This window comes from Pseudomonas sp. SB113 (assembly GCF_040754745.1).
GTDB classification, from domain to species: domain Bacteria; phylum Pseudomonadota; class Gammaproteobacteria; order Pseudomonadales; family Pseudomonadaceae; genus Aquipseudomonas; species Aquipseudomonas grimontii.
Genome location: NZ_JBFMHW010000001.1, coordinates 470,517 through 493,153 on the forward strand (window position 1 = coordinate 470,517; position 22,637 = coordinate 493,153).

Annotated in this window: 20 protein-coding genes and 1 other RNA gene; 4 read left to right on the top strand and 17 right to left on the bottom strand. The window is 61.0% G+C overall.

What is annotated here, in order from left to right; all coding sequences use genetic code 11:
- Window position 1: 1 nt before the first annotated feature.
- From AB1462_RS02175 to rsmI, 14 genes are all read right to left on the bottom strand, one after another.
- Window positions 2–958, bottom strand: a complete 957-nt coding sequence (locus AB1462_RS02175; RefSeq protein WP_090409300.1) for a D-alanine--D-alanine ligase — start codon at window positions 956–958, stop codon at window positions 2–4.
- Window positions 955–2,400, bottom strand: a complete 1,446-nt coding sequence (murC, locus tag AB1462_RS02180; protein WP_090409303.1) for a UDP-N-acetylmuramate--L-alanine ligase — start codon at window positions 2,398–2,400, stop codon at window positions 955–957. The genes AB1462_RS02175 and murC overlap by 4 nt, the downstream gene beginning before the upstream one ends.
- On the bottom strand, window positions 2,393–3,463 hold the full coding sequence (gene murG, locus AB1462_RS02185) for an undecaprenyldiphospho-muramoylpentapeptide beta-N-acetylglucosaminyltransferase (protein WP_090409306.1): 1,071 nt from the start codon (window positions 3,461–3,463) through the stop codon (window positions 2,393–2,395). Before murG ends, murC begins: the two co-directional genes overlap by 8 nt.
- On the bottom strand, window positions 3,453–4,676 hold the full coding sequence (ftsW, locus tag AB1462_RS02190; protein ID WP_053131437.1) for a putative lipid II flippase FtsW: 1,224 nt from the start codon (window positions 4,674–4,676) through the stop codon (window positions 3,453–3,455). Before ftsW ends, murG begins: the two co-directional genes overlap by 11 nt.
- Entirely contained in the window at window positions 4,673–6,019 is a 1,347-nt protein-coding gene (gene murD / locus AB1462_RS02195; RefSeq protein WP_315336765.1) for a UDP-N-acetylmuramoyl-L-alanine--D-glutamate ligase, read from the bottom strand. Before murD ends, ftsW begins: the two co-directional genes overlap by 4 nt.
- Before the next feature lie 6 nt (window positions 6,020–6,025).
- Window positions 6,026–7,108, bottom strand: coding sequence for a phospho-N-acetylmuramoyl-pentapeptide-transferase (gene mraY / locus AB1462_RS02200; protein WP_003171875.1), 1,083 nt, complete (start codon window positions 7,106–7,108; stop codon window positions 6,026–6,028).
- A complete protein-coding gene (murF, locus tag AB1462_RS02205) occupies window positions 7,108–8,478 on the bottom strand; it encodes a UDP-N-acetylmuramoyl-tripeptide--D-alanyl-D-alanine ligase (protein WP_367246080.1) in 1,371 nt (456 codons plus the stop codon). Before murF ends, mraY begins: the two co-directional genes overlap by 1 nt.
- Complete coding sequence (locus tag AB1462_RS02210; protein WP_367246082.1) at window positions 8,471–9,934, bottom strand: UDP-N-acetylmuramoyl-L-alanyl-D-glutamate--2,6-diaminopimelate ligase; 1,464 nt, start codon at window positions 9,932–9,934, stop codon at window positions 8,471–8,473. Before AB1462_RS02210 ends, murF begins: the two co-directional genes overlap by 8 nt.
- Window positions 9,934–11,676 (bottom strand): penicillin-binding protein 2, encoded by a 1,743-nt coding sequence (locus AB1462_RS02215; protein ID WP_164673122.1) that lies wholly within the window; start codon window positions 11,674–11,676, stop codon window positions 9,934–9,936. Before AB1462_RS02215 ends, AB1462_RS02210 begins: the two co-directional genes overlap by 1 nt.
- A complete protein-coding gene (gene ftsL, locus AB1462_RS02220; protein WP_003216203.1) occupies window positions 11,676–11,969 on the bottom strand; it encodes a cell division protein FtsL in 294 nt (97 codons plus the stop codon). The genes AB1462_RS02215 and ftsL overlap by 1 nt, the downstream gene beginning before the upstream one ends.
- Entirely contained in the window at window positions 11,966–12,907 is a 942-nt protein-coding gene (rsmH, locus tag AB1462_RS02225; RefSeq protein WP_367246116.1) for a 16S rRNA (cytosine(1402)-N(4))-methyltransferase RsmH, read from the bottom strand. Before rsmH ends, ftsL begins: the two co-directional genes overlap by 4 nt.
- A gap of 2 nt (window positions 12,908–12,909) precedes the next feature.
- A complete protein-coding gene (gene mraZ, locus AB1462_RS02230; protein ID WP_003171868.1) occupies window positions 12,910–13,365 on the bottom strand; it encodes a division/cell wall cluster transcriptional repressor MraZ in 456 nt (151 codons plus the stop codon).
- 354 nt (window positions 13,366–13,719) lie between these two features.
- An RNA gene (gene rnpB / locus AB1462_RS02235) (RNase P RNA component class A) lies at window positions 13,720–14,073 on the bottom strand.
- A gap of 96 nt (window positions 14,074–14,169) precedes the next feature.
- Complete coding sequence (gene rsmI / locus AB1462_RS02240) at window positions 14,170–15,042, bottom strand: 16S rRNA (cytidine(1402)-2'-O)-methyltransferase (protein WP_090409320.1); 873 nt, start codon at window positions 15,040–15,042, stop codon at window positions 14,170–14,172.
- A 209-nt stretch (window positions 15,043–15,251) separates the two neighbouring features.
- Between rsmI and AB1462_RS02245 the strand changes: the two genes are divergently transcribed.
- The 4 genes from AB1462_RS02245 to AB1462_RS02260 all read left to right on the top strand — a co-directional run bounded on the left by AB1462_RS02245 (window position 15,252) and on the right by AB1462_RS02260 (window position 18,698).
- On the top strand, window positions 15,252–17,063 hold the full coding sequence (locus AB1462_RS02245; protein WP_090409323.1) for a penicillin-binding protein activator: 1,812 nt from the start codon (window positions 15,252–15,254) through the stop codon (window positions 17,061–17,063).
- Complete coding sequence (locus tag AB1462_RS02250) at window positions 17,063–17,434, top strand: YraN family protein (RefSeq protein ID WP_367246084.1); 372 nt, start codon at window positions 17,063–17,065, stop codon at window positions 17,432–17,434. Before AB1462_RS02245 ends, AB1462_RS02250 begins: the two co-directional genes overlap by 1 nt.
- 92 nt (window positions 17,435–17,526) lie before the next feature.
- Window positions 17,527–18,120 (top strand): phosphoheptose isomerase, encoded by a 594-nt coding sequence (locus AB1462_RS02255; protein ID WP_007904374.1) that lies wholly within the window; start codon window positions 17,527–17,529, stop codon window positions 18,118–18,120.
- On the top strand, window positions 18,117–18,698 hold the full coding sequence (locus tag AB1462_RS02260) for a BON domain-containing protein (protein WP_027604770.1): 582 nt from the start codon (window positions 18,117–18,119) through the stop codon (window positions 18,696–18,698). The genes AB1462_RS02255 and AB1462_RS02260 overlap by 4 nt, the downstream gene beginning before the upstream one ends.
- A 73-nt stretch (window positions 18,699–18,771) precedes the next feature.
- Here AB1462_RS02260 and AB1462_RS02265 read toward each other — a convergent pair whose 3' ends face one another.
- From AB1462_RS02265 to AB1462_RS02275, 3 genes are read right to left on the bottom strand one after another with little or no spacing between them, the layout of a single operon-like run.
- The gene (locus AB1462_RS02265; protein ID WP_259192270.1) at window positions 18,772–20,406 is read right to left on the bottom strand and encodes a GMC family oxidoreductase; all 1,635 of its coding nucleotides are present in this window, start codon (window positions 20,404–20,406) and stop codon (window positions 18,772–18,774) included.
- Window positions 20,403–20,921, bottom strand: a complete 519-nt coding sequence (locus tag AB1462_RS02270; RefSeq protein WP_259192272.1) for a sorbitol dehydrogenase family protein — start codon at window positions 20,919–20,921, stop codon at window positions 20,403–20,405. The genes AB1462_RS02265 and AB1462_RS02270 overlap by 4 nt, the downstream gene beginning before the upstream one ends.
- 3 nt (window positions 20,922–20,924) lie before the next feature.
- Window positions 20,925–22,325, bottom strand: coding sequence for a cytochrome c (locus AB1462_RS02275; protein WP_090409336.1), 1,401 nt, complete (start codon window positions 22,323–22,325; stop codon window positions 20,925–20,927).
- Window positions 22,326–22,637 lie beyond the last annotated feature (312 nt).

Here is a 22,637-nt window from a genome sequence, read left to right on the forward strand (position 1 = left end):
CTTAGCCTCTTGGCTCAATGCTGGCGGCAAGAATTGCCAGCACCAACTGCTGGAAATCCAGGCCGGCTGCGCGAGCGGCCATAGGTACCAGGCTGTGGTCGGTCATACCCGGCGCAGTGTTGACTTCCAGGAACCAGAAATTCCCTTGGTCATCCTGCATCACGTCTGCCCGTGCCCAACCGGCAATACCCAACGCCTCACAGGCTTTCGCCGTGAGGTCCATCAATTCCTGTTCTTTGGTTGCGTCCAGGCCGCACGGGATCCGGTACTGGGTATCGGAGGCCACGTACTTGGCGTCGTAGTCGTAAAAGGTGTGGGGCGTGCCCAAGGCGATAGGCGGCAATACCTGGCCACGCAGGGTGGCGATGGTGTACTCGGGACCCTGGATCCACTGTTCCACCAACACTTGCGAATCGTAGGTACTTGCCGCTTTCCATGCGTCGATCAATTCGGCGGCCGAGTTCACTTTAGCCATGCCGATACTGGAGCCTTCATGGGCAGGTTTGACGATCAAAGGCAGGCCCAGTTCCTTGGCTGCAGAAATACAATCGTCTTCGCTGCACAGAACGCTGTGACGCGGGGTTGGAATACCCAGGCTGTGCCACACCTGCTTGGTGCGCAACTTGTCCATGGCCAGCGCCGACGCGAGGATGCCGCTGCCGGTGTAAGGAATGCCGGCGCACTCCAACAGGCCCTGCATGCTGCCGTCTTCGCCGCCACGGCCGTGCAGGATGATGAAGGCACGGTCGATCTTCTCGGCCTGCAGGCGGGCGAGGAAGTCATCGCCCACGTCGATCCCGAACGCATTCACACCGGCACTTTGCAGCGCTTCGAGCACGGCATTACCGGACTTGAGCGACACTTCGCGCTCGGCGCTCTTGCCGCCAAACAGCACGGCCACGCGGCCGAAGTCGGCAGGCGTGAGGGTGGAGAACAGGGAGCCGTAGTCGGTGGTCATTTCGACTTCCCCTTCTCGGCGGCAAACAGCGGGCTCGCCAATAGTTTAGGGGCAAGGCCACCGATATCACCGGCACCCTGGCACAGCAGGATGTCGCCGGCGCGCAACAGCGGCTTGACGATCGGCGCCAGGTCCACACCGCGCTCGATGTAGATCGGGTCCAACTGGCCGCGCTGGCGAATGCTGTTGCACAGCTTGCGGCTGTCGGCGCCCGGGATCGGTTCTTCACCGGCCGGATAGACTTCCATCAGCAGCAGCACGTTGGCATCGGCCAATACATTGACGAAATCGTCGTACAAATCGCGGGTGCGGCTGTAGCGGTGCGGCTGGTAAATCATCACCAGGCGACGCTCCGGCCAGCCACCGCGTACGGCCTTGATCACCGCAGCGACTTCGGTCGGGTGGTGACCGTAATCGTCCACCAGCATCACGTCACCGCCTTCTACCGGCAGTTGGCCGTAGACCTGGAAGCGACGGCCGACACCGGCAAAGCGCGACAGGCCCTCGACGATGGCTTCATCGCTGACGCCTTCATCGGAGGCGATGCAGATGGTCGCCAGGGAGTTCAATACGTTGTGGTTGCCCGGCATGTTCACCGACACATCCAGCGGCTCACGGTCGGGACGCAGCACGGTGAAGTAGGTCTGCATGCCTTCCTGGCGCACATTGATCGCGCGCACATCGGCGTCTTCGCTGAAGCCGTAGGTCACGGTCGGGCGCTTGACCTGCGGCAGAATTTCACGCACCACCGGATCGTCCAGGCACACCACGGCCAAACCGTAGAACGGCAGGTTGTGCAGGAACTCGACGAAGGTTTTCTTCAACTTGTTGAAGTCACCGTCGTAGGTGGCCATGTGATCTTCATCGATGTTGGTGACGACGGCGACCAGCGGCTGCAGGTGCAGGAAGCTGGCGTCGCTTTCATCGGCTTCGGCGATCAGGTAACGGCTGGTACCGAGCTGGGCATTGGTACCGGCTGCATTCAGGCGGCCACCGATCACGAAGGTCGGGTCCAGGCCACCGGCGGCGAACACCGAAGCGATCAGGCTGGTGGTGGTGGTCTTGCCATGGGTACCGGCAACGGCGATGCCGTGGCGATAGCGCATCAGCTCGGCGAGCATCTCGGCGCGTGGCACCACGGGAATGCGCCGCTCGAGGGCAGTGGCCACTTCCGGGTTGGAGGTGTTCACGGCGCTGGACACCACCAGCACGTCAGCTTCGGCGGCGTTCTCGGCGCGGTGGCCGATAAAGATCTGCGCGCCAAAGGACTTCAGGCGCTCGGTGACCGGCGACTCTTTCAAGTCCGAGCCGGACACCTGATAGCCCAGGTTCAGTAACACTTCGGCGATACCGCACATGCCCACGCCGCCGATACCGACGAAGTGGATGCGACGGATGCGGCGCATTTCCGGTTGTGGCATGGCTTTCTGATTCTCAACCATGGGCCACCTCCAGGCAGATATCGACCACGGTGCGGGTTGCGTCAGGTTTGGCCAGGCGGCTTGCGGTGCTCGCCATGTTGTTGAGTCGTTCCGGTTGCATCAAAACCTCGGTCAGGCGTGCGGCCAAATCGGCGGCGCCAGTCGTTCTTTGCGGCAGCAGGAAGGCAGCGCCCTCCCCGGCCAAATATTCGGCGTTGCGGGTCTGGTGATCGTCGATGGCATGGGGCAAAGGCACCAGCAAGGACGGCAGACCGGCGGCGGCCAGTTCACTGACGGTCAGCGCACCAGCGCGACAGACCACCAGGTCGGCCCAGCCATAGGCATGGGCCATGTCTTTGATGAAGGGCTGCACATTGGCCTCCACACCGGCCTCGCGATAACGCGTGGCGGTGACTTCATCGTGGTTCTTGCCGGCCTGGTGGAAGATCTCCGGGCGCAATTCCACAGGGAGTTGCGCCACGGCTTGCGGCAGCAATTTATTCAGCGGCTCGGCGCCCAGGCTTCCGCCCAGGATCAGCAGGTGCGCCTTGCGCCCCGCCAGTGCTTCGCGGGCAATGTCCATAAACAGCTCGGTACGCACCGGGTTGCCGGTGGTACGGCGCTTATCCGACACACTGAAGGTGTTGGGAAACGCTTCACACACCCGTGCAGCCAACGGCACCAGCAAACGGTTGGCGGTACCGGCCACGGCGTTCTGCTCGTGCACGATCACCGGCACGCCAGCAAGCCTGGCGGCGACGCCACCCGGGCCGGTTACATAACCACCGAAGCCGAGCACACACACCGGCTGCAATTCACGGATGACCTTGCGCGCCTGCCACACCGCCTTGAGCAATACGAACGGTGCCTTGAGCAGGGACAATTTGCCCTTGCCGCGCAGGCCCGTGACGTTGATCAGATGCAACGACAAGCCGGCATTCGGCACCAGTTCGTTTTCGATGCCGCGCGGAGTACCCAGCCAGTGCACGGTGTAGCCACGGTTCTGGAATTCCCGCGCGCACGCCAGGGCAGGGAACACATGCCCCCCGGTGCCGCCGGCCATGATCAGCACGTTAGCGCCCATGGGTCGGCTCCTCGGCGAAGTCGCTCTCGCTGAACTCCATCTCTTCGCTGCCCAGGTGGGTTCGACTCTCCCACTCGATGCGCAGCAACAAGCCAAGACAGGCGCAGCAGATCACCAACGAACTGCCGCCGTAACTGAGGAACGGCAAGGTCAGGCCCTTGGTCGGCAGCAGGCCGACGTTCACCCCGATGTTGATCAGGAACTGGCCGATCCACAGGAACGACAAGCCGTACGCCACGTAAGCGGCGAAATACTGTTTGGCCCTCTCGGCCCACAAGCCGATGTACATGCCGCGTACACACACGAACACGAACAGCGCGACGGTGCACAGCGAGCCGACCACGCCGAGTTCTTCGGCGAGTACGGAGAACACGAAGTCGGTGTGCGCTTCCGGCAGGTAGAACTGCTTCTGCACGCTGTTGCCCAGGCCCACGCCCAGCCATTCGCCGCGACCGAAGGCGATCAATGCCTGGGTCAATTGGTAGCCGGAGCCGAACTGGTCGGACCAGGGGTCGGTAAAGGTGATCAGACGCGCCATCCGGTAGGGTTGCGCCTGTACCAGGATGGTCACCGCAGCCACCGCCAGCACTACCATCAGGCTGAAGCGGAACAAGCCCACGCCGCCGAGGAACAGCATCGCCGCCGCCGCGCCCATCATCACGACGGTGGCGCCGAAGTCGGGTTCCATCAGCAACAGGCCGGCCATGGGCAGCAGCACGATGAATGGCTTGAAGAAGCCCATCCAGCTTTCGCGCACTTCTTTCTGGCGACGCACCAGGTAACCGGCCAGGTAGATCACCACGAACACCTTGGCGATTTCCGACGGCTGCACGTTGAACGCGCCGAAGCCGATCCAGCGCATCGAGCCGTTCACCTCGCGGCCGATGCCGGGCAGGATCACCATGATCAGCAAGCCGAACGCGCCGATCAGCATCAGCCAACCCAGGCGTTGCCAGGTGGCGATGGGGATCATCATGGTCACGATGCACGTGCCCAAGCCGATGATCAGGTACACCAGGTGACGGATCATCATGTACAGGGTGTTGCCCGACTGCACGGCGGCCACTTCGGAAGAGGCCGAGGTGATCATCACAAGGCCCAGGCCCAGCAGCGCGAGGCAACCGGCGAGCATCGGGAAATCAAGATCGATGCCACGCCCGGTAATGATCGGCGACGGGTATGGCTTGATGATGTTTCTGAAATCAATGCTCATGCCAAGCCCTCCACGGCGCGGGCGAACAACTGGCCGCGCTCTTCGTAGTTCTTGAACATGTCGAAACTGGCGCACGCCGGCGACAGCAGTACCGCATCGCCTGGCTGGGCCAGGGCTTTGCACTGGACGATGGCGTCGTCCAGGGAGGTGGCACGCACCTGTGGCACGGCGTCGCCCAGCGCGGCGGCGATCAAATCGGAATCGCGGCCCATCAACACCACGGCGCGGCAATGCGCAGCCACCGGTGCCTTGAGGTCTTTGAAATCGGCACCCTTGCCGTCGCCACCGGCGATCAGCACCAGTTTGCCTTCGATATCGGCACCCAGGCCTTCGATAGCAGCCAGGGCAGCCCCCACGTTGGTGGCCTTGGAGTCGTTGTAATAGCTGACGCCATTGAGGTCGCGCACCCACTGGCAGCGGTGCTCAAGGCCGCCGAACGTGCGCAGGCTTGAGAGCATCGCATCAAATGGCAAACCAACTGCGTGGCCGAGCGCCAACGCCGCCAGGGCGTTGGACTGGTTGTGCGCGCCACGGATTTTCAGCTCGCGCACCGGCATCAGGTTCTGGAATTCGAAGGCCAGGTATTTCTCGCCGTTCTCTTCACGAATGCCGAAGGCCTTGAAGTCGGGTTTGCTCAGGCCGAAAGTCCAGCATGGCATGCCCTCGCCCATCAGCGGACGGCTCAGTGCATCCTGGCGGTTGACCACAAATTGCTTGGCGCCGCGGAAGATCCGGTGCTTGGCCAGGTGGTAGGCCGGCAGGCCGCTGTAGCGGTCCATGTGGTCTTCGCTGACGTTCAACACGGTGGCCACTTCAGCGCCCAGGTCGTGGGTGGTTTCCAGCTGGAAGCTCGACAGCTCCATCACGTACAGCTCGATGTCGTCGCTGAGCAGGTCCAGCGCCGGCGTGCCGAGGTTACCGCCCACGGCCACGCGCTTGCCGGCCGCTATCGCCATCTCGCCGACCAGGGTGGTCACGGTGCTTTTCGCGTTGGAACCGCTGATGGCCACGATCGGCGCCTTCGCATTACGCGCGAACAGGTCGATGTCGCCGGACAGCTTCACGCCACGGGCCGCTGCGGCTTGCAGGGCCGGTGTCGCCAGGGCCAGGCCCGGGCTCACGTAGAGCTCATCGGCGCGGCACAGAAACTCGACATCCAGCTCGCCACAACGCACTTCCACGTGCGGGTAGTCACGGCGCAGCGTGACCAGCTCCGGTGGATTTTCCCGCGTATCGGCCACGGCAAACGACGTGCCCCGGTTCGCCAGGAAGCGAACCAGGGACATGCCGCTCTTGCCGAGGCCGACAACGATGCGGAAGTGGTCTGAAGCGATCAGGGACACTCGTTTCTACCTCAGTTTCAGGGTGGCAAGGCCGACCAGTACCAGAATCACGGTGATGATCCAGAAACGGACAATCACACGCGGCTCAGGCCAGCCCTTGAGTTCAAAGTGGTGGTGAATCGGCGCCATGCGGAACACGCGGCGCCCGGTCAACTTGAAGGACGCCACCTGGATGACCACCGACAGGGTTTCCATCACGAACACACCGCCCATGATGAACAACACGATTTCCTGGCGAACGATCACCGCGATGGTGCCCAGGGCCGCGCCCAGCGCCAGTGCGCCGACGTCACCCATGAAGACTTGTGCGGGGTAGGTGTTGAACCACAGGAAGCCCAGGCCAGCACCGATCAATGCGCCGCAGAACACGATCAGCTCACCCGCGCCCGGCACGTAGGGGATCAGCAGGTACTCAGCGAATTTCACGTTACCCGACAGGTAGCAGAAGATGCCCAGCGCGCCGCCTACCATCACCGTCGGCATGATCGCGAGGCCGTCGAGGCCGTCGGTCAGGTTCACCGCGTTGCTGGAGCCGACGATCACGAAGTAAGTCAGCACCACGAAGCCGATGCCCAGTGGAATACTGGCGTCCTTGAGCATCGGGATGATCAAGGTGGTTTCCACCGCGCTTGGCGCAGTGGTGTACAGGAAGATCGCGGCGGCAAGGCCGAACACCGACTGCCAGAAATACTTCCAGCGGCTTGGCAGCCCCTTGGAGTTTTTCTCGATCACTTTGCGGTAGTCATCGACCCAGCCGATGGCGCCGAACAGCAGGGTCACCAGCAACACCACCCACACGTAGCGGTTGTGCAGGTCGGCCCACAGCAAGGTGCTGATACCGATGGACGACAGGATCAGCGCGCCGCCCATGGTCGGGGTGCCGGACTTAGACAGGTGCGACTGCGGGCCGTCATTACGAACCGATTGACCAATTTGCAGGTTCTGCAGGGTGCGGATCATCCACGGCCCCAAAAACAGCGACAAAGACAGCGCAGTCAGCACACCCAGGATCCCGCGCAGGGTCAGGTACTGAAAGACCGCGAAGCCTTTGTGGAACTGTTGCAGATACTCAGCCAGCAGCAGCAGCATTAATGTTTCTCCGTACTTGAGCCACACAAGGCCGCGACGACGTTTTCCATCACCGCGCTGCGCGATCCCTTGATCAAAATGGTTGTGTGTTTGTCTTGTTCTGCCACGCCCAGCGCCTGGATCAGCTCGGCCTGGGTGGCGAAATGTCGCGCACCTTGGCCGAAGGCAGCCACGGCATGGGCCATGTTCGCGCCAACGGCGTAGAGGGCGTCGACTTTGCCTGCGGCATAGGCGCCGACTTCGCGGTGGCCTTGTTCAGCCCAGTCGCCCAATTCGCCGATATCACCCAGTACCAGCACCTTGCGACCGTCAAAACCCTTGAGCAGGTCTACAGCGGCATTAACGGAAGATGGGTTGGCGTTGTAGGTGTCATCAATCACACGCATGCCGTTGGTTGCCAACTGCGCCACGGTACGGCCCTTGACCGGTTGCACCGCGCCCAGGCCTGTGGCGATACCGAACAGCGACACGCCCAAGGCATGGGCGGCAGCGGCGGCGGCCAAAGCATTGGCGACGTTATGGTTGCCCAACAAATTCAGTTGCACGTGTTCGTCACCTTGCGGGGTATGCAAGGTGAAGGACGGGCAGCCACGGGCATCGACGGTGATGTTGGATGCATGGAAATCAGCCGCTGCGTTAAGCACGGCAAACGTCAGGACCTTGCGACCGGCGGCGCGTACACGCCAGGTCTCGAAGGCCTTGTCGTCCAGATTCAAGACTGCGGTGCCCGATGCATCGAGGCCCTCAAGGATCTCGCCCTTGGCTTCGACGATCTTTTCCGGGCCGCCGAACTCGCCAACGTGGGCAGTACCGGCGTTGTTGATAATCGCAACGTGGGGCTTGGTCAGCGCCACGGTGTAGGCGATTTCGCCGATGCGCGAAGCCCCCAGTTCGATCACCGCCGCCGTGTGTTCCGGGGCCAGTTCGAGCAGGGTCAGCGGAGCGCCGAAATCATTGTTCAGGTTGCCACGGGTCGCCAACACGGGGCCGCGCGTACGCAGGACACCGGCGAGCAGTTCCTTGACCGTGGTCTTGCCGCTGGAGCCGGTGATGGCGGCAACGGGCTTATCGAAAGCGGCGCGGTTCAGCGCCCCCAGTTGGCCGAGGGCCAGGCGGGTATCGGCGACCAGCAGTTGCGGCAAGGTGGAATCGGCCACTTCGCGCTGTACCAAGGCACCTACGGCACCTTTGGCGGCGACTTCGTTGAGGTAGTCGTGACCGTCGAAACGCGGGCCGGCCAGGGCGACAAACAGTTGCCCCGGTTTAATCGCCCGGCTGTCGATGCTCACGCCGCTGAAGCTGCAATCGCTCGACAGTACGCGGGCCGACAAGGCTTGGGTCAGTTCGCTGAACGTCATCGCCTTAAGCATGGGCAACCTCCCAGGCGGTCAAGGCGTGATCGGCCTCGACCAGATCGGAGAACGCATGACGTTCGCCATTGATTTCCTGGTAATCCTCATGCCCCTTACCGGCCAGCACGACCACGTCGTCAGCGCTGGCACTGGCGATCAACTGGGCGATTGCAGCGCCGCGACCGGCGACGAAGGTGGCCTTGGACGCGTCTTTGAAGCCGGTGCGAATGTCCTCGAAAATCCGGCTCGGGTTTTCGCTGCGCGGGTTGTCGTCGGTCACGAGCACACCATCGGCCAAGCGCTCGACGATCTCGGCCATCAACGGACGCTTGCCGCGATCACGATCACCACCGCAGCCGAACAGGCAAAGCAATTTACCCTTGGCGTGAGGGCGCAGGGCTTCGAGGACTTTTTCCAGGGCGTCCGGCGTATGGGCGTAATCGACCACCACCAGCGGTTGAGTACCGCCGCCCAGGCGCTGCATGCGACCGGCCGGGCCGTCCAGCTTCGGCAGTACCTTGAGGATTTCGTCGAGGGCGTAATCCAGGCCGAGCAACGCGCCGATGGCGGCGAGGACGTTGCTCAGGTTGAAACGCCCGAGCAGGGTGCTGCGCAAGTGGTGCTCGCCCTGAGGCGTCACCAGCGTAGCGCGCACGCCTTCATCATTGAATTGGGCTTCACGGCAATACAGGTACGCGCTGGAGTCTTCCAGGCTGTAGGTGATCAGGCGCGCTTCGCTGTCTTGCGCAGCCAATTGGCGACCAAAGGCGTCGTCCAGGTTGACCACCCGGCACTTGAGGTCATTCCAGGCAAACAGCTTGGCCTTGGCGGCGGCATACGCCTCCATGGTGCCGTGATAATCCAGGTGATCGCGGGACAGGTTGGTCATCACCGCTACATCAAAGGCCAGGGCGGTGACGCGGCCCTGGTCCAGGCCGTGGGACGATACTTCCATGGCAACCGCCTTGGCACCGGCCTTCTTCAGGTCGGCCAGGGTCGCTTGCACGGCGATAGGGTTCGGCGTGGTGTGCAGGCCGCTTTGCAGCGCGCCGTAAAAACCGGTGCCCAGGGTGCCGACGATGCCGCAGTGCTGGCCCAGCAGGTCGAGGGCCTGGGCGACCAATTGGGTCACGCTGGTCTTGCCATTGGTGCCCGTCACGCCCACCAGGTTGAGGTGGCGGCTCGGGTCGCCATAAAAGCGCCCGGCAATATCGGACAGCTGCTTGGCCAAACCCTTGACCGGAATCAGCGGCACGTCGGTGATCGGCAGCACGGTGGCGCCTTCCACCTCATAAGCCACGGCAGCCGCGCCGCGCTGCAACGCGTCGGCGATGTGCGCACGGCCATCGTACTTGCCGCCCGGCACCGCCAGGAACAGGTCGCCAGCGCGCACGTTACGGCTGTCCAGGGTCAACTCGCGAATCAGCAGATCGCGGCCGGCGTGGGCAAAAATCTTGTTCAGGCTTAGAGACATCAGCCGCGCCCTCCATTGGCTTTTACTGCAGCGGCCGGTGGTCCGGCATTCGCTTGTTGCGTCGGCGGCAGGTTATCCGGCGTGATGTTCATCAGGCGCAGGGTGCCGGACATCACTTTGCTGAACACCGGCGCCGATACCAGGCCACCGAAGTAACCGGCTTTGCTCGGCTCATCAATCACAACGACGATGGCGTAGCGCGGGTCGCTCATCGGGCCGAAGCCGGCGAACAGCGAGCGGTAGGAGTTTTCGGCATAGCCCTTGGTGCCGACCGACGTTTTACGTGCGGTACCGGACTTGCCAGCCACGTGATACGCCGGCACCTGGGCACGGAATACCCCACGCGGAGCTTCGATCACTTGTTGCAGCATGCCTTGCATGGTCTTGGCGACGTTTTCCGGGATCACCTGGGTAGCTTTCGGCGCCTCGTCGACGTGGATCAGGCTGAGCGGCACCATGCGGCCGTTATTGGCCAGCACGGAGAAGGCATGGGCCAGTTGGATCGCGGTCACCGATAGGCCATAGCCGTAGGAAAGCGTGGCAGTCTCGGCTTTTTTCCAGTCGCGGTAGTTGGGCAGGTTGCCGACGCGCTCACCCGGAAAGTCCAGGCCGGTGGGTTGCCCCAGGCCGATCTTCTGCGCCAGGTGATAGATGGTTTCGCCGCCGATATCGAAGGCGACCTTACTCATGCCCACGTTACTGGAGTTGATCAGGATACCTGTCAAATCCAACACCGGGCCTTCAGTACGGGACACGTCACGGATGGTGTATTTGCCCAGTTGCAAAGTACCCGGATACACCTCGACCTTGTCGCTGGGCTTCCAGCGTCCGGTTTCCAGGGCGGCACTCATGGAGATAGCTTTCATGGTCGAACCCGGCTCGAACACGTCGATCATTGCGCGGTTACGCATCATCGCCGGTTGCAGGTTGCGACGGTTATTCGGGTTGTAGGTCGGCTGGTTGACCATGGCGAGAATCTCGCCGGTCTTCACGTCCATGATCACCAGGCTGCCAGCCTTGGCGCCGTTCTCGATGATCGCGTTACGCAGCTCGCGGTTGGCCAGGTATTGCAGGCGCAGGTCAATCGACAACGCCAAGGGCTTACCGGCCTTGGCGTTTTTGGTGACCTGGACATCCTTGATCAGTCTGCCGCGCCGATCCTTGATGACTTGTCGTTTGCCGGGAACCCCGGCGAGCCATTCATCGTAGGCGAGTTCCACGCCTTCACGACCGTGATCATCGATGTCGGTAAAGCCGACCATATGGGCAGTGGTTTCACCGGCCGGGTAGAAACGACGGAATTCCTCGATGCCGTAGACACCGGGGACTTTAAGGTCGAGCACCTGCTGGCCTTGCTCGGGAGTAAGGCCGCGAACGAGGTAGATAAATTCTTTATTTGCCTGGGCTTCAAGGCGCTCAGCCAAGGCTTTTGGGTCCTGGCCGAGGGCGGCAGCCAGTTGTGGCCACTTGTCCTTGGCAACCTGCAATTCCTTGGCGTTGGCCCACAGGGTGGTCACCGGCGTACTCACCGCCAACGGCTCGCCGTTACGGTCAGTGATCAGGCCGCGGTGCGCAGGAATCGGGATATGACGCAGGCTACGGGCATCCCCCTGGCCGATCAGGAAGTCACGGTCGACCACTTGCAGGTCGATGATCCGCCAGGCAATCGCCCCCACCATCAATGCCAGCAAACCGAGCATCAGGCGGAAGCGCCATGGGTAGAGTGCGCCTTCGAGCTTCATCATGGCGCCACCATGCGAACTTCGGCCGCGCCAGGGATGTGCATTTTCAGCTGTTCGGTGGCCAGCACTTCGATGCGGCTATGGGCCGTCCAGGTGCTTTGCTCGAGGATCAACCGGCCCCACTCCGCCTGCGCTTTGTCACGCACGCTCAATTCCCCATAGAGGGTATTGAGCAGTTGGCGGTTGTAGTGGGCACTGTAGGACACCGCAATTGCGGACACGAGCACGCCGACAAACAGCAGCAACATAAAGAAGCTGCCGCCCGGGAGGGGCTTGGCGAAAAGCTTGCTCACCGCAACTTCTCCGCGACGCGCATGACGGCGCTACGGGAACGAGGGTTGGCCTTGAGTTCGGCTTCGGAAGCGAACTGCGCTTTGCCATGGATTTTGATTTTCGGCACAAAGGCTTCGAAACGTACCGGAAGGTTGCGCGGCAGGTTGTCGGACTCCCCCTTGACCAGACGGCGCATGAACAGCTTGACGATGCGGTCTTCCAAGGAGTGGAAGCTGATCACCACCAGGCGACCGCCCACTTCCAGCGCCTCGAGGGCAGCCTCAAGGCCAGCCTCCAGGTCACCCAATTCGTTGTTGACATGAATACGCAAGCCCTGGAACGCACGGGTCGCCGGGTTCTTGCCTTTTTCCCAAGCAGGGTTGGCGACTTTCAGCACTTCAGCCAGGTCGGCAGTGCGTTCGAACGGCTGGATTTCGCGGCGCTCGACCACGGCACGGGCCATGCGGCCGGCGAAGCGTTCTTCACCGTATTCTTTTAACACGCGGGCGATTTCTTCCACCGGCGCGGTGGCAATGAACTGCGCGGCACTGACGCCACGGGTCGGGTCCATGCGCATGTCGAGGGGGCCATCATTCATGAAGCTGAAGCCGCGCTCCGGGTCATCGAGCTGCGGCGATGACACGCCCAGGTCGAGCAAAACCCCGGCCACCTTGCCCGCCATGCCGCGCTCGGCGACTTCGGCACCCAGCTCGGCAAAGCTGCGCTGCACAACGACAAAGCGGCCGTCTTCGGCCGCTAGCGCTTGCCCGGTGGCAATCGCTTGGGGGTCTTTGTCGAACCCGAGGAGCTTGCCGTCGGACCCGAGCTGGCTGAGTATCAACCGGCTATGCCCGCCCCTGCCAAAGGTGCCGTCCAAATAGCAGCCATCCGCGCGTACGGCGAGAGCCTCAACGGCTTCGTCAAGCAGTACGGTGATGTGGTTAAAGCCGCTATCAATAGTCACAGGATCAAATCACGCAGTTCATCAGGCATGGCGCCCGGTTGTTGAATAGCAGCCAGGTCAGCTGCAGAAACAGCATCCCAGGCATCTTCGTCCCACAATTGGAACTTGTTCAGTTGGCCGACCAGCATTGCGCGCTTATCCAGCTTGGCGTACTCGCGCAAACGCGGTGGCACCAGGAAACGACCACTGCCATCGAGCTCGAGGTCGACGGCATTACCAATCAGCAAACGCTGCAGACGGCGGTTTTCTTCACGCAATGAAGGCAGGGCACGCAACTTGGTCTCAATCAACTCCCACTCATCGAGGGGGTAAACACATAAACAAGGGTCAACGGCATCAATGGTGATGATCAACTGTCCGGAACTTCGCGAAATCAGCTCGTCACGATACCGGCTCGGCATGGCGAGACGGCCTTTTGCATCGAGACTGATAGCGTTAGCTCCGCGAAACACAGATGCGTTTCTCCAAATTTTAGCGTTTTACGTTCAAAAAACCCACTTTGTGCCACTTTCCGCCACTTGCGCACACTATAGGAATGCGCCCACCACACCGTCAAGGCGCGGATTCAAGGAAAAGCCTTACAGATCGGAGATTTAGGAGCGTAAAAGGAGGAGAAACCAGAGTTCGGCAGTGTTTTTGGCTCGACAAGCACAAATAGCTCAAAGAGCTAGAGCTCAAAGTTAAAGTAATTTATTAAGAGTAAGATTTTTTTGGTATTACGAAGATGCATCTGCCAATGATTCGGCAGGGAGGGATTCTTGCGTTACTACCGGTTTTCTGCCCGAGATTCGGACAGAAGAAAAAAGGTGGAGAGTCGATCTGTAAGCCGGGTTCTGTCTTGAACAGTCATTCGTCTACGATGGCCATCACTGGACATCTTTAGCAACCTACCCGGTCCCAGCGCGGGCCACGCCTTGGGACCCTATTTGGTCTTGCTCCAAGTGGGGTTTACCTAGCCACGAACTGTTGCCAGTCGTGCGGTGCGCTCTTACCGCACCTTTTCACCCTTACCGGCACCGAAGTGCTTAGGCGGTTATTTTCTGTGGCACTTTCCGTAGGCTCACGCCTCCCAGGCATTACCTGGCACTTCGCCCTATGGAGCCCGGACTTTCCTCCCCCCCCTAATTTTCATAGAAGGCAGCGACTGTCCAATCGACTCTCCGCCGCGCAGGTTAACGGCACGGCGGCCTCAGGACAAGTATTAAAAGTGCAGCATTGCCATCACGTTCGGACGGAATACCGGTTTAACCCCGGAACTATTCGGCTTTCTGTTTATCCAGCGCGACTTGATACAACACATTCTTGCGCACACCGGTAATTTCCGCCGCCAACGCCGCAGCGCGCTTGAGGGGCATCTCCTTGAGCAGCAGGTCGAGGATACGCATGGCCTCGCTGCCGACCGCGTCTTCCGCCTCCGGCGCCGTCCAACCCGCCACCAGCACCACGCACTCTCCACGCTGCTGATTGCTGTCGCCTTCGACAAACGCCCGCAGGTCTTCCAGCGGCAAGCCCTTGAGGGTTTCGAACGTCTTGGTCAGTTCACGCGCCAGCAACGCAAGACGCTCACCACCAAACACCAGCTCCATGTCCTGCAGACATTCAAGGATACGGTGCGGGGCTTCGTAGAAGATCAGGGTACGCGGCTCTTCCTTTACCGCCTGGAGCCGCGCGCGACGCCCCACCGCCTTGGCAGGCAGGAAACCTTCGAAGATAAAGCGATCCGATGGCAGGCCCGCCGCCGACAATGCTGCTATGAGCGCGCACGCCCCCGGAACAGGCACTACATTGATACCAGCAGCCCGCGCCTGGCGAACCAGGTGGTAACCCGGATCGGAGATCAGCGGCGTACCCGCATCGGAGATCAGCGCTACATCGTCACCGGCCAGCAGGCGGACAATAAAGCGACTGCCTTCTTCGCGCTCGTTGTGCTCATGACAGGCCGCCAATGGCGTGCTGATACCAAAATGCTGCATCAACCGTTGGGAGTGCCGTGTGTCTTCGGCCGCGATCAATTTAACCTCGCGCAACACTTTCAATGCCCGAGCACTGATGTCGTCCAGGTTGCCAATGGGCGTCGCCACGACAAAAAGCGAGCCTGCAGTGGAATTCAAAGGACCTGGAGCAGTCAAAGCGCACACCTCGATGGTTGGCAAAAGCCATATTGTAGCGCGTAGGCGCCTTGAAAATATGCCATCACGGCCGATGCCTTTTCTGCCATCAATTGCCAACAGCAACATTTGCACGATCTAAATCAAAGGTTTCACGCCAGTAACATCGCGCCTGGGCCAGTGCTTGGGTACAATTCCACGCTAATTTGATCGGTATCAGGAACACTTACATGATCGCTTGCCTGCGGCTGCTCTCCGCCCTCTGCCTCGCTGCCTTACTGGCGGCTTGCGCCAGCTCGCCCTCGTCCAGCCTTGGCGAACTTCCACGGACCCCGGATGCCAGTATCGAGCAACTGCTCGAACAGGCCACTACCGCCAAGACGCCGGAAAAGGCCGCATTGCTGCGCCTGAGTGCGGCAGACATGGCCTACCACCAGAACAACCCTGGCCGCTCGTCGCAGATTCTTGCGCAAGTGTCCCTGGATGTTCTAAAGCCAGCCGCACAAGTCTTTGCCAGCACCCTGGCGGCCGAATTGGCCATGACGCGCAACCAGCCCAAGGCCGCGTTGACCGCGCTGAACCATCCGAGCCTGCAAAGCCTGAAGGAGCTGCCGACCGAACAGCAGATCCGCACCGGTACCGTACACGCCCGCGCTTATGAAGCCGATGGCCAGACCCTGGCCGCTGCTCGCGAGCGCGTTGCCATGGCGCCACTGCTCAGCGGCGATGCCGCTAAAAGCAATCACGAAGCCATCTGGATCTTGATCGCCGCACTGCCGGCAGAACAACTGCAAGCCAGCGGCAACCCGACCCTGGACGGCTGGATCACCCTGGCCCAGGCGGTCAAGGGCGCCGGTACGCTCGAGCAACAACAGGCCGCTATCGACACCTGGCGCGCACAGAACCCGGGCCACCCGGCCGCCGTGCAACTGCCAACACCGCTGACCAAGCTCAAGGAACTGGCCAGCCAGCCCTTGAACAAGATCGCCCTGCTGCTGCCGCAGGAAGGCCCACTGGCCTCCGTCGGCAAGGCGCTGCGCGAAGGTTTCATGGCCGCCCACTACCAGGCTGAACAAGCCGGGCAGAAGCCACCGGTCATTGAGTTCTACGACAGTTCGCGCCTGACCTCCATCGACGACTTCTATGCCAAGGCCCAGGCCGCCGGCGTGCAACTGGTGGTTGGCCCGCTGGAGAAGCCACTGGTCAAACAACTCAGCGCCCGCCCTCAATTGCCGATCACTACCCTCGCGCTGAACTACAGCGAGACCGACCAGAGCCCGCCGCAACTGTTCCAGTTCGGCCTCGCCGCTGAAGACGAAGCCCGCGAAGTGTCGCGCCGCGCCCGTGCCGACGGCCTGCATCGCGCCGCTGCCATGGTGCCCCGTGGCGAATGGGGCGAGCGTGTCTACCGGGCTTTCCGCCAGGATTGGGAGGCCAACGGTGGCACGGTTGTCGGTGTCGAGTATGTCGACCAGCCGGTCGCCCTTGCACAGCAAATCGCCGACCTGTTCCAACTGCGTAAAAGCGAAGGTCGCGCCAAGAGCCTGCAAAGCACCGTCGGTACTGACGTAGCGGCACAACCGTCGCGCCGCCAGGACATCGAGTTCATCTTCCTGGCCGTCACCCCGCAACTGGCACAACAGATCAAGCCGACCCTGAACTTCCAGTACGCCGGTGATGTGCCGGTGTACGCCACGTCCCACGTGTTCAGCGCCAGCGGTGACAAGAACCAGTACCTGGACATGACCAACGTGATGTTCTGCGAAACCCCTTGGCTGCTCAACACCACCGACCCGCTGCGTAACCAGGTTGCGGCACAGTGGCCGCAAGCCAACGGCAGCCTTGGCCGCCTGTATGCGATGGGCGTTGACGCCTACCGCCTGGCGCCGCGCCTTGGCCAGCTCAAGGCACTGCCGGATACACGGGTTGACGGCCTCTCGGGCAACCTGGGCATCAGCACCAACCAGCGCGTCGATCGTCAGATGCCATGGGCGAAGTTCGTCGGTGGCGAGATCCAACGCCTGCCGGACACCCCGCGCTGATGCAGGAGCGGTCTACTGCACAAAGCGGCAAGGATGCCGAACTTAAAGCACTGAAACACTTGCAACAACAGGGTCTGCGCCTTCTGGCGCAGAACTGGTTGTGTAAACGCGGCGAGCTTGATCTGGTCATGCTTGACGGCGATACAGTAGTATTCGTCGAAGTCCGCTACAGAAAACACGCACAATGGGGTGGCGCGCTCGCCAGTATCGACGGGCGCAAGCGTCAGAAGCTGATACTCGCTGCGCAGTTTTTCCTGCAAAAAGAGCATCGCTGGGCCGACGCCCCCTGCCGTTTCGATGTGGTTGCCATGGAAAGCACACCGTCTGGTCAAGTTGATCTGAACTGGCTGCAAAATGCCTTTGACAGCTGATTCCCCGGACACCTTCATCACACACTTTTGCTCTTTGCTTTGCGGGCTGCACATTTCTGTGCCAAACAGCCGCGCTACTTAAGGTCACACAGATGGACATGCAATCCCGAATTCGCCAGCTTTTCCAGGCCAGCATCGACACCAAGCAACAGGCGATGGACGTACTTGCACCGCACATCGAGCAAGCCAGTCAGGTCATGGTCAATGCCTTGCTCAACGAGGGCAAAATGCTTTCGTGCGGCAACGGCGGTTCGGCCGGCGATGCCCAGCATTTTTCGTCCGAGCTGCTCAACCGCTTCGAGCGTGAGCGCCCGAGCCTGCCGGCCATCGCCTTGACCACCGATTCGTCAACGATCACCTCGATCGCCAACGACTACAGCTACAACGAAATTTTCTCCAAGCAGATCCGCGCCCTGGGCCAACCAGGCGATGTGCTCTTGGCGATTTCCACCAGCGGCAACTCGGCGAATATTATTCAAGCGATCCAGGCCGCACATGATCGCGAAATGATTGTCGTAGCATTGACCGGACGCGACGGCGGCGGCATGGCCTCGCTGCTGCTGCCCGAAGATGTGGAGATTCGCGTCCCGGCCAATGTCACCGCACGTATTCAGGAAGTCCACCTGCTGGCGATCCACTGCCTGTGCGATCTGATCGACAGCCAACTGTTTGGGAGTGAAGAATGACCGTTAACCGCCTCGGCCTTTTGGCCATTACGCTGTGCCTCGGCATCAGTGGCTGCAGCACGGCAATCACTGCGACACGTGACACCCCTATTCAGGATGACAAGGGCACCCGTACCTTCGGTAGCAAGATCGACGACTCGTTGATCGAAACCAAGGTCGAAGTCAACATCGCCAAAGCCGCCACGGACCTGGGCAACGGCGCGTCGCGCATTGTCGTGACCAGCTTCAACGGCGTGGTACTGCTCGCCGGCCAAACGCCGCGCGCCGACCTCAAGGCCCAAGCAGAACAAGCCGCCTCGGCCGTACAACGGGTCAAGAAGGTCCACAACGAATTGCAGGTCATGGACCCGATCACCCTGTTGGCCATCAGCAACGATGCCCTGCTGACAACCAAGATCAAGGCGCAGATGCTGACCGACAACGCCATCCCCGGCTCGCGAATCAAAGTCGTCACCGATAACGGTATCGTCTACCTGATGGGCCTGCTGACCCAGGCCGAAGCCACGCGTGCAGCCAACCTGGTGCAGGGCGTCTCGGGCGTACAGAAGATTGTGAAAGTGTTCGAATACATCGACTGATGTAAATCCCGTACAAAAAAAGCCCCCTGCGCCATTGGCGTCAGGGGGCTTTTTTATCGAGCGGCCTGGTGACTCAGACTTCACTCACCAGCACGTCGGCGATACGAATGCTCAAGGCGGCACCGGTCAGCGTCGGGTTCACGCAGGATGACGACGGCATCACGCTGGTGCCCGCAATAAACAGGTTCGCGTGATCATGGCTGCGACAATCCCGGTCAACCACCGAGTCCTTCGGGTCATCACCCATGATGGTCGTGCCCATGATGTGCTGACGGTTCTGGAAACCGACGTCCGTACTGAGGATATCCGCATCCAGCAGCTTGGCGAACTGCTTGAAGTCCTCCAGGGCCTTCTCTTTACCGGCATGCCAATAGGCTGGAACGCTGTAATAGATCTCCGGTACCGGCAGGCCTATGGCATCGAACTTGGTCTTGCTCGGGGTGACGCGGTTTTCCGGCAGCGGCAAGGTCTCGAAGTCCACCGCCCAGTTGAGTGAGCGTGCGGACTGCAGGCGAATCTGCTCATCCAGCTTGGAACCCAGCACGCCCTTGGCGATCAGGTTGGAAGTGATTTGCGACGTCGGCACGGTGTTGCGGACCTTGATCTTGTAGCCGGGGTAGTCCTTGCGGAACGCACCGTCGCGACTGTTCAGGTACACCAGTAGTTGCGTGGGGCCCTCTCCGGGCCACATGTCTTCCTTGGTCATGACGTTCATGCTGATGCCAGTGTGGTCCATCAGGTTGCGGCCCACCTGGTCGGACGAGTTAGCAATGCCATTAGGGTATTTGTCGGAGGTCGACATCAGCAACAGCTTCGGCGATTCGATGCCATAGGCGGCCAACACGAAATAACGCGCCGTCAGCTTGTGGGTCGACTTGTCGGGGCGCATGTACCAGACAGCAGTGATCTTGCCGTCCTCCCCCGCCTCGATCTTATACACCACCGAGTTTTCCAGAACCTTGGCGCCATGACGCTCGGCCTCGTCGATGTGCATCGAGCCGTCGTACTTGGCGGCAATCGGGCACACCGGGTTGCAGTTGTTATTGCCGGCGCACGGCGGTCGCTTGCCGTACGGGCGGGTCGCGCGGCCGTTGGGCTCCAGGATCGGGTTATAGCCGCCCTTGCCGAGCATTTCCGAAAGGCGCGTGAACATATAGCTGGGCTTGAGGCCTTCCATCGGGTACGGGATCGAACGCGGCGGGTAAGCCTCACCGCCCTGCCCGCTCTCGTCCTGGCCGTCGACGCCGGAGACGCCCAGCTCAGTTTCGGCGCGGGCGTAGAACGGTTCCAGCTCGTCATAGCTGATCGGCCAGTCGCGGCCCTGGCCATACAACGATTTCAGGCGAAAATCGTTCGGCAACATGCGCCATAACGATGAGCCGAAGTGCCAGGTGGTGCCACCCACCACCCGCAAATACGAGGTGTTGTATTTGACCGGGCCGACCTGCTGCAGGTAATCGCCATAGGTCGACGGCGCGTGGGGCAGGCTCGGGTACGGCGAACCTGCGCCCTGCAGTTTGGCGTTGGCCAGTGACAGCTTGACCGGCGCATTGCGAAAGGTTTCCACCACATCGCGGCGATTGACCCGAGGGCCGGCCTCAAGAACGATCACCGACTTGTTCGCCTTGGCCAAGCCGGTGGCAATCAGCCCGCCCATGACACCGGAGCCGATGATGACTACGTCGGCATCGAAATCAGCCTTGCTCATAGTTTGAAATCCTGTGGCGCTTTAGGTTTGGGGCCCCATGAGTCCGGGCCGCCACCGTAAGTGGGGATGATGAGAGTGCCGTGAGTGGGTCGGTACATCAGCGCTTCGCTGTAGCTGACGAGTTCCGCGTCGGCCGGCTCGCCGACGATGCCCAGATACCAGGCCGAAATGATGCTGGTAGCCGTTATCTTCAACGACGGATCGGCATCGGCCAGCGCCAGGTAATCATCGACATGCTTGAGGCCACGTTCGGCGATCAACTGCTTGAGGGCGATCACATGGGCCGAAAAGTTCGGCGCACGTTTATCCAGGGCCGCGTAGTAACGAGCCGCCAGAACCGCGTTGACCGGACGACTGACCAGAAACTGCGACAGGGCCGCAAAGTCGGCGTCCGACTGAGCGGCCGCCATAACCGACTGCCAGGGCACCAGGCCGCTGACCAGCGCGGTCAACCCCAACGTGACCGAGCCGCGCAACAAGCTGCGGCGTGAGAGTGCATTGATTGATGAGTCCATGGTTCAAACCTCCAGACGTCGGCGACGGACAATTAGGATCACCGCCAAGGCAATCAGGATGCAGGCAAGGATGATCGCCGGAGGCGCGAACTTGGCCATCACCGCCAACGGCGCCTTGGGGCCACCCGCGCGAACCTGAGCCACATCGGCGGCGGACACCTTCTGCGCATCATTGCCGTAGCGGGACAGCACATAGTTGCTCACGTCGGCAATCTGCTGGTCATTGAGGCGATCGGTAAACAACGCATCCGGGCCGAACGCCGGCATGTCGATAGCCACGCCATCCACCTCGCGGTGCACGCCATAGACGATTGCGGCGATCAGGTTGTCGCTGCGGCTGGTGGCGGTGTTGTGGAACAGCGACGGGTATTCACGGGTGCCCTGGCCATTGGCCTGGTGACAGTTGGCGCAGGTGCCGCTGAAAATATGCCAGCCAGGGTTGTCTTCGGGTTTGCCACCGCGCAGGGTCAACTCATCGCTGGAGGCTTGGCCGAACTCATGCCGAGCTTTGGTCTCACCGGTGTTGATCGGCTGGGTTTGCAGCAGGTAAGCGGCGATGGCCTTGAGGTCGACATCGTCCAGATGTTGCAGGCTGTGCTCGACCGCTTCGGCCATTGGCCCGGCGGCCTGCGCCTTGCCTTCCACATGGCCGGTACGCAGGTAAGCCACCAGATCATCGCTGGACCAGGCGCCGATGCCGCTGGTTTTGTCAGAAGTGATGTTGGGCGCGTACCAACTGCCCAATGCGCCACCGGCGAGTGGCTTGCTGTTATCGGCCGCCATCAGCACATTGCGCGGGGTGTGGCAGGTGTCGCAGTGGGCCAGGGCATTAACCAAGTAGTCGCCACGGTTCACTTCGGCGGATTTCCCGGGATCCGGGGTGAAGCGCTTCTGGCTATGGAATAACGCATTCCAGCCAAGCATCGACGCGCGAATGTTGAACGGGAAGTCCAGATCGGTCTTCTGTGTCGTGGCGTCGACGGGCTGCACTTCGTGCATGAAGTAGTGGTAGAGGTCCGCTACATCGGCATCGGTCATCTTCGCGTAGGAGGTGTAAGGCATTGCTGGATAGAGGTGCGTGCCATTCGGCGTGACGCCGTCCCTTACCGCACGAGCGAATTGCTCAGCGGTATAGCCGCCGATACCCGCAGATTTGGACGGGGTGATATTGGTCGAATAAATCACCCCCATCGGCGAGCTGAGCGGGTAGCCGCCCGCAAAAGGCTGGCCGCCTGGCGCGGTGTGACACGCCACGCAATCCGCTGCGATCGCCAGGCGCTTGCCGGGTGACGAAGTGTCATCCAGCGCCTGGCCCTGAGCACTGCTGGCGATACACGCGACAAGCGTGAGCACGCTCGCCAGCACATACCTAGTGCTTGTTCCCCTACCCGTTTTACGCGGCATGACTTTTACCTTAAGCACTGTATTCATGACTTTCGAGGACTCACACGTTGCTGTGAATCATCGAAAATTCGAGATGTCATAGGACGTCATATGACAGCACGCCGCGAATATTTCACGCGACGCAATATTTGGCAACAAATTTAAAGGCCAAATGACATCAGTCGAGCATCCATTCAGACGCGTCTAAATCAATGCTTTCGAAGCATCACCGGAATTCTTCGTGGTCACGTTAATGATATTTTTGAAAAAAACAGACGAATTTCTTTAAATTTTCGTGATGCTTGAACGTGTGTGCTGTCATTTAGCCTTCAG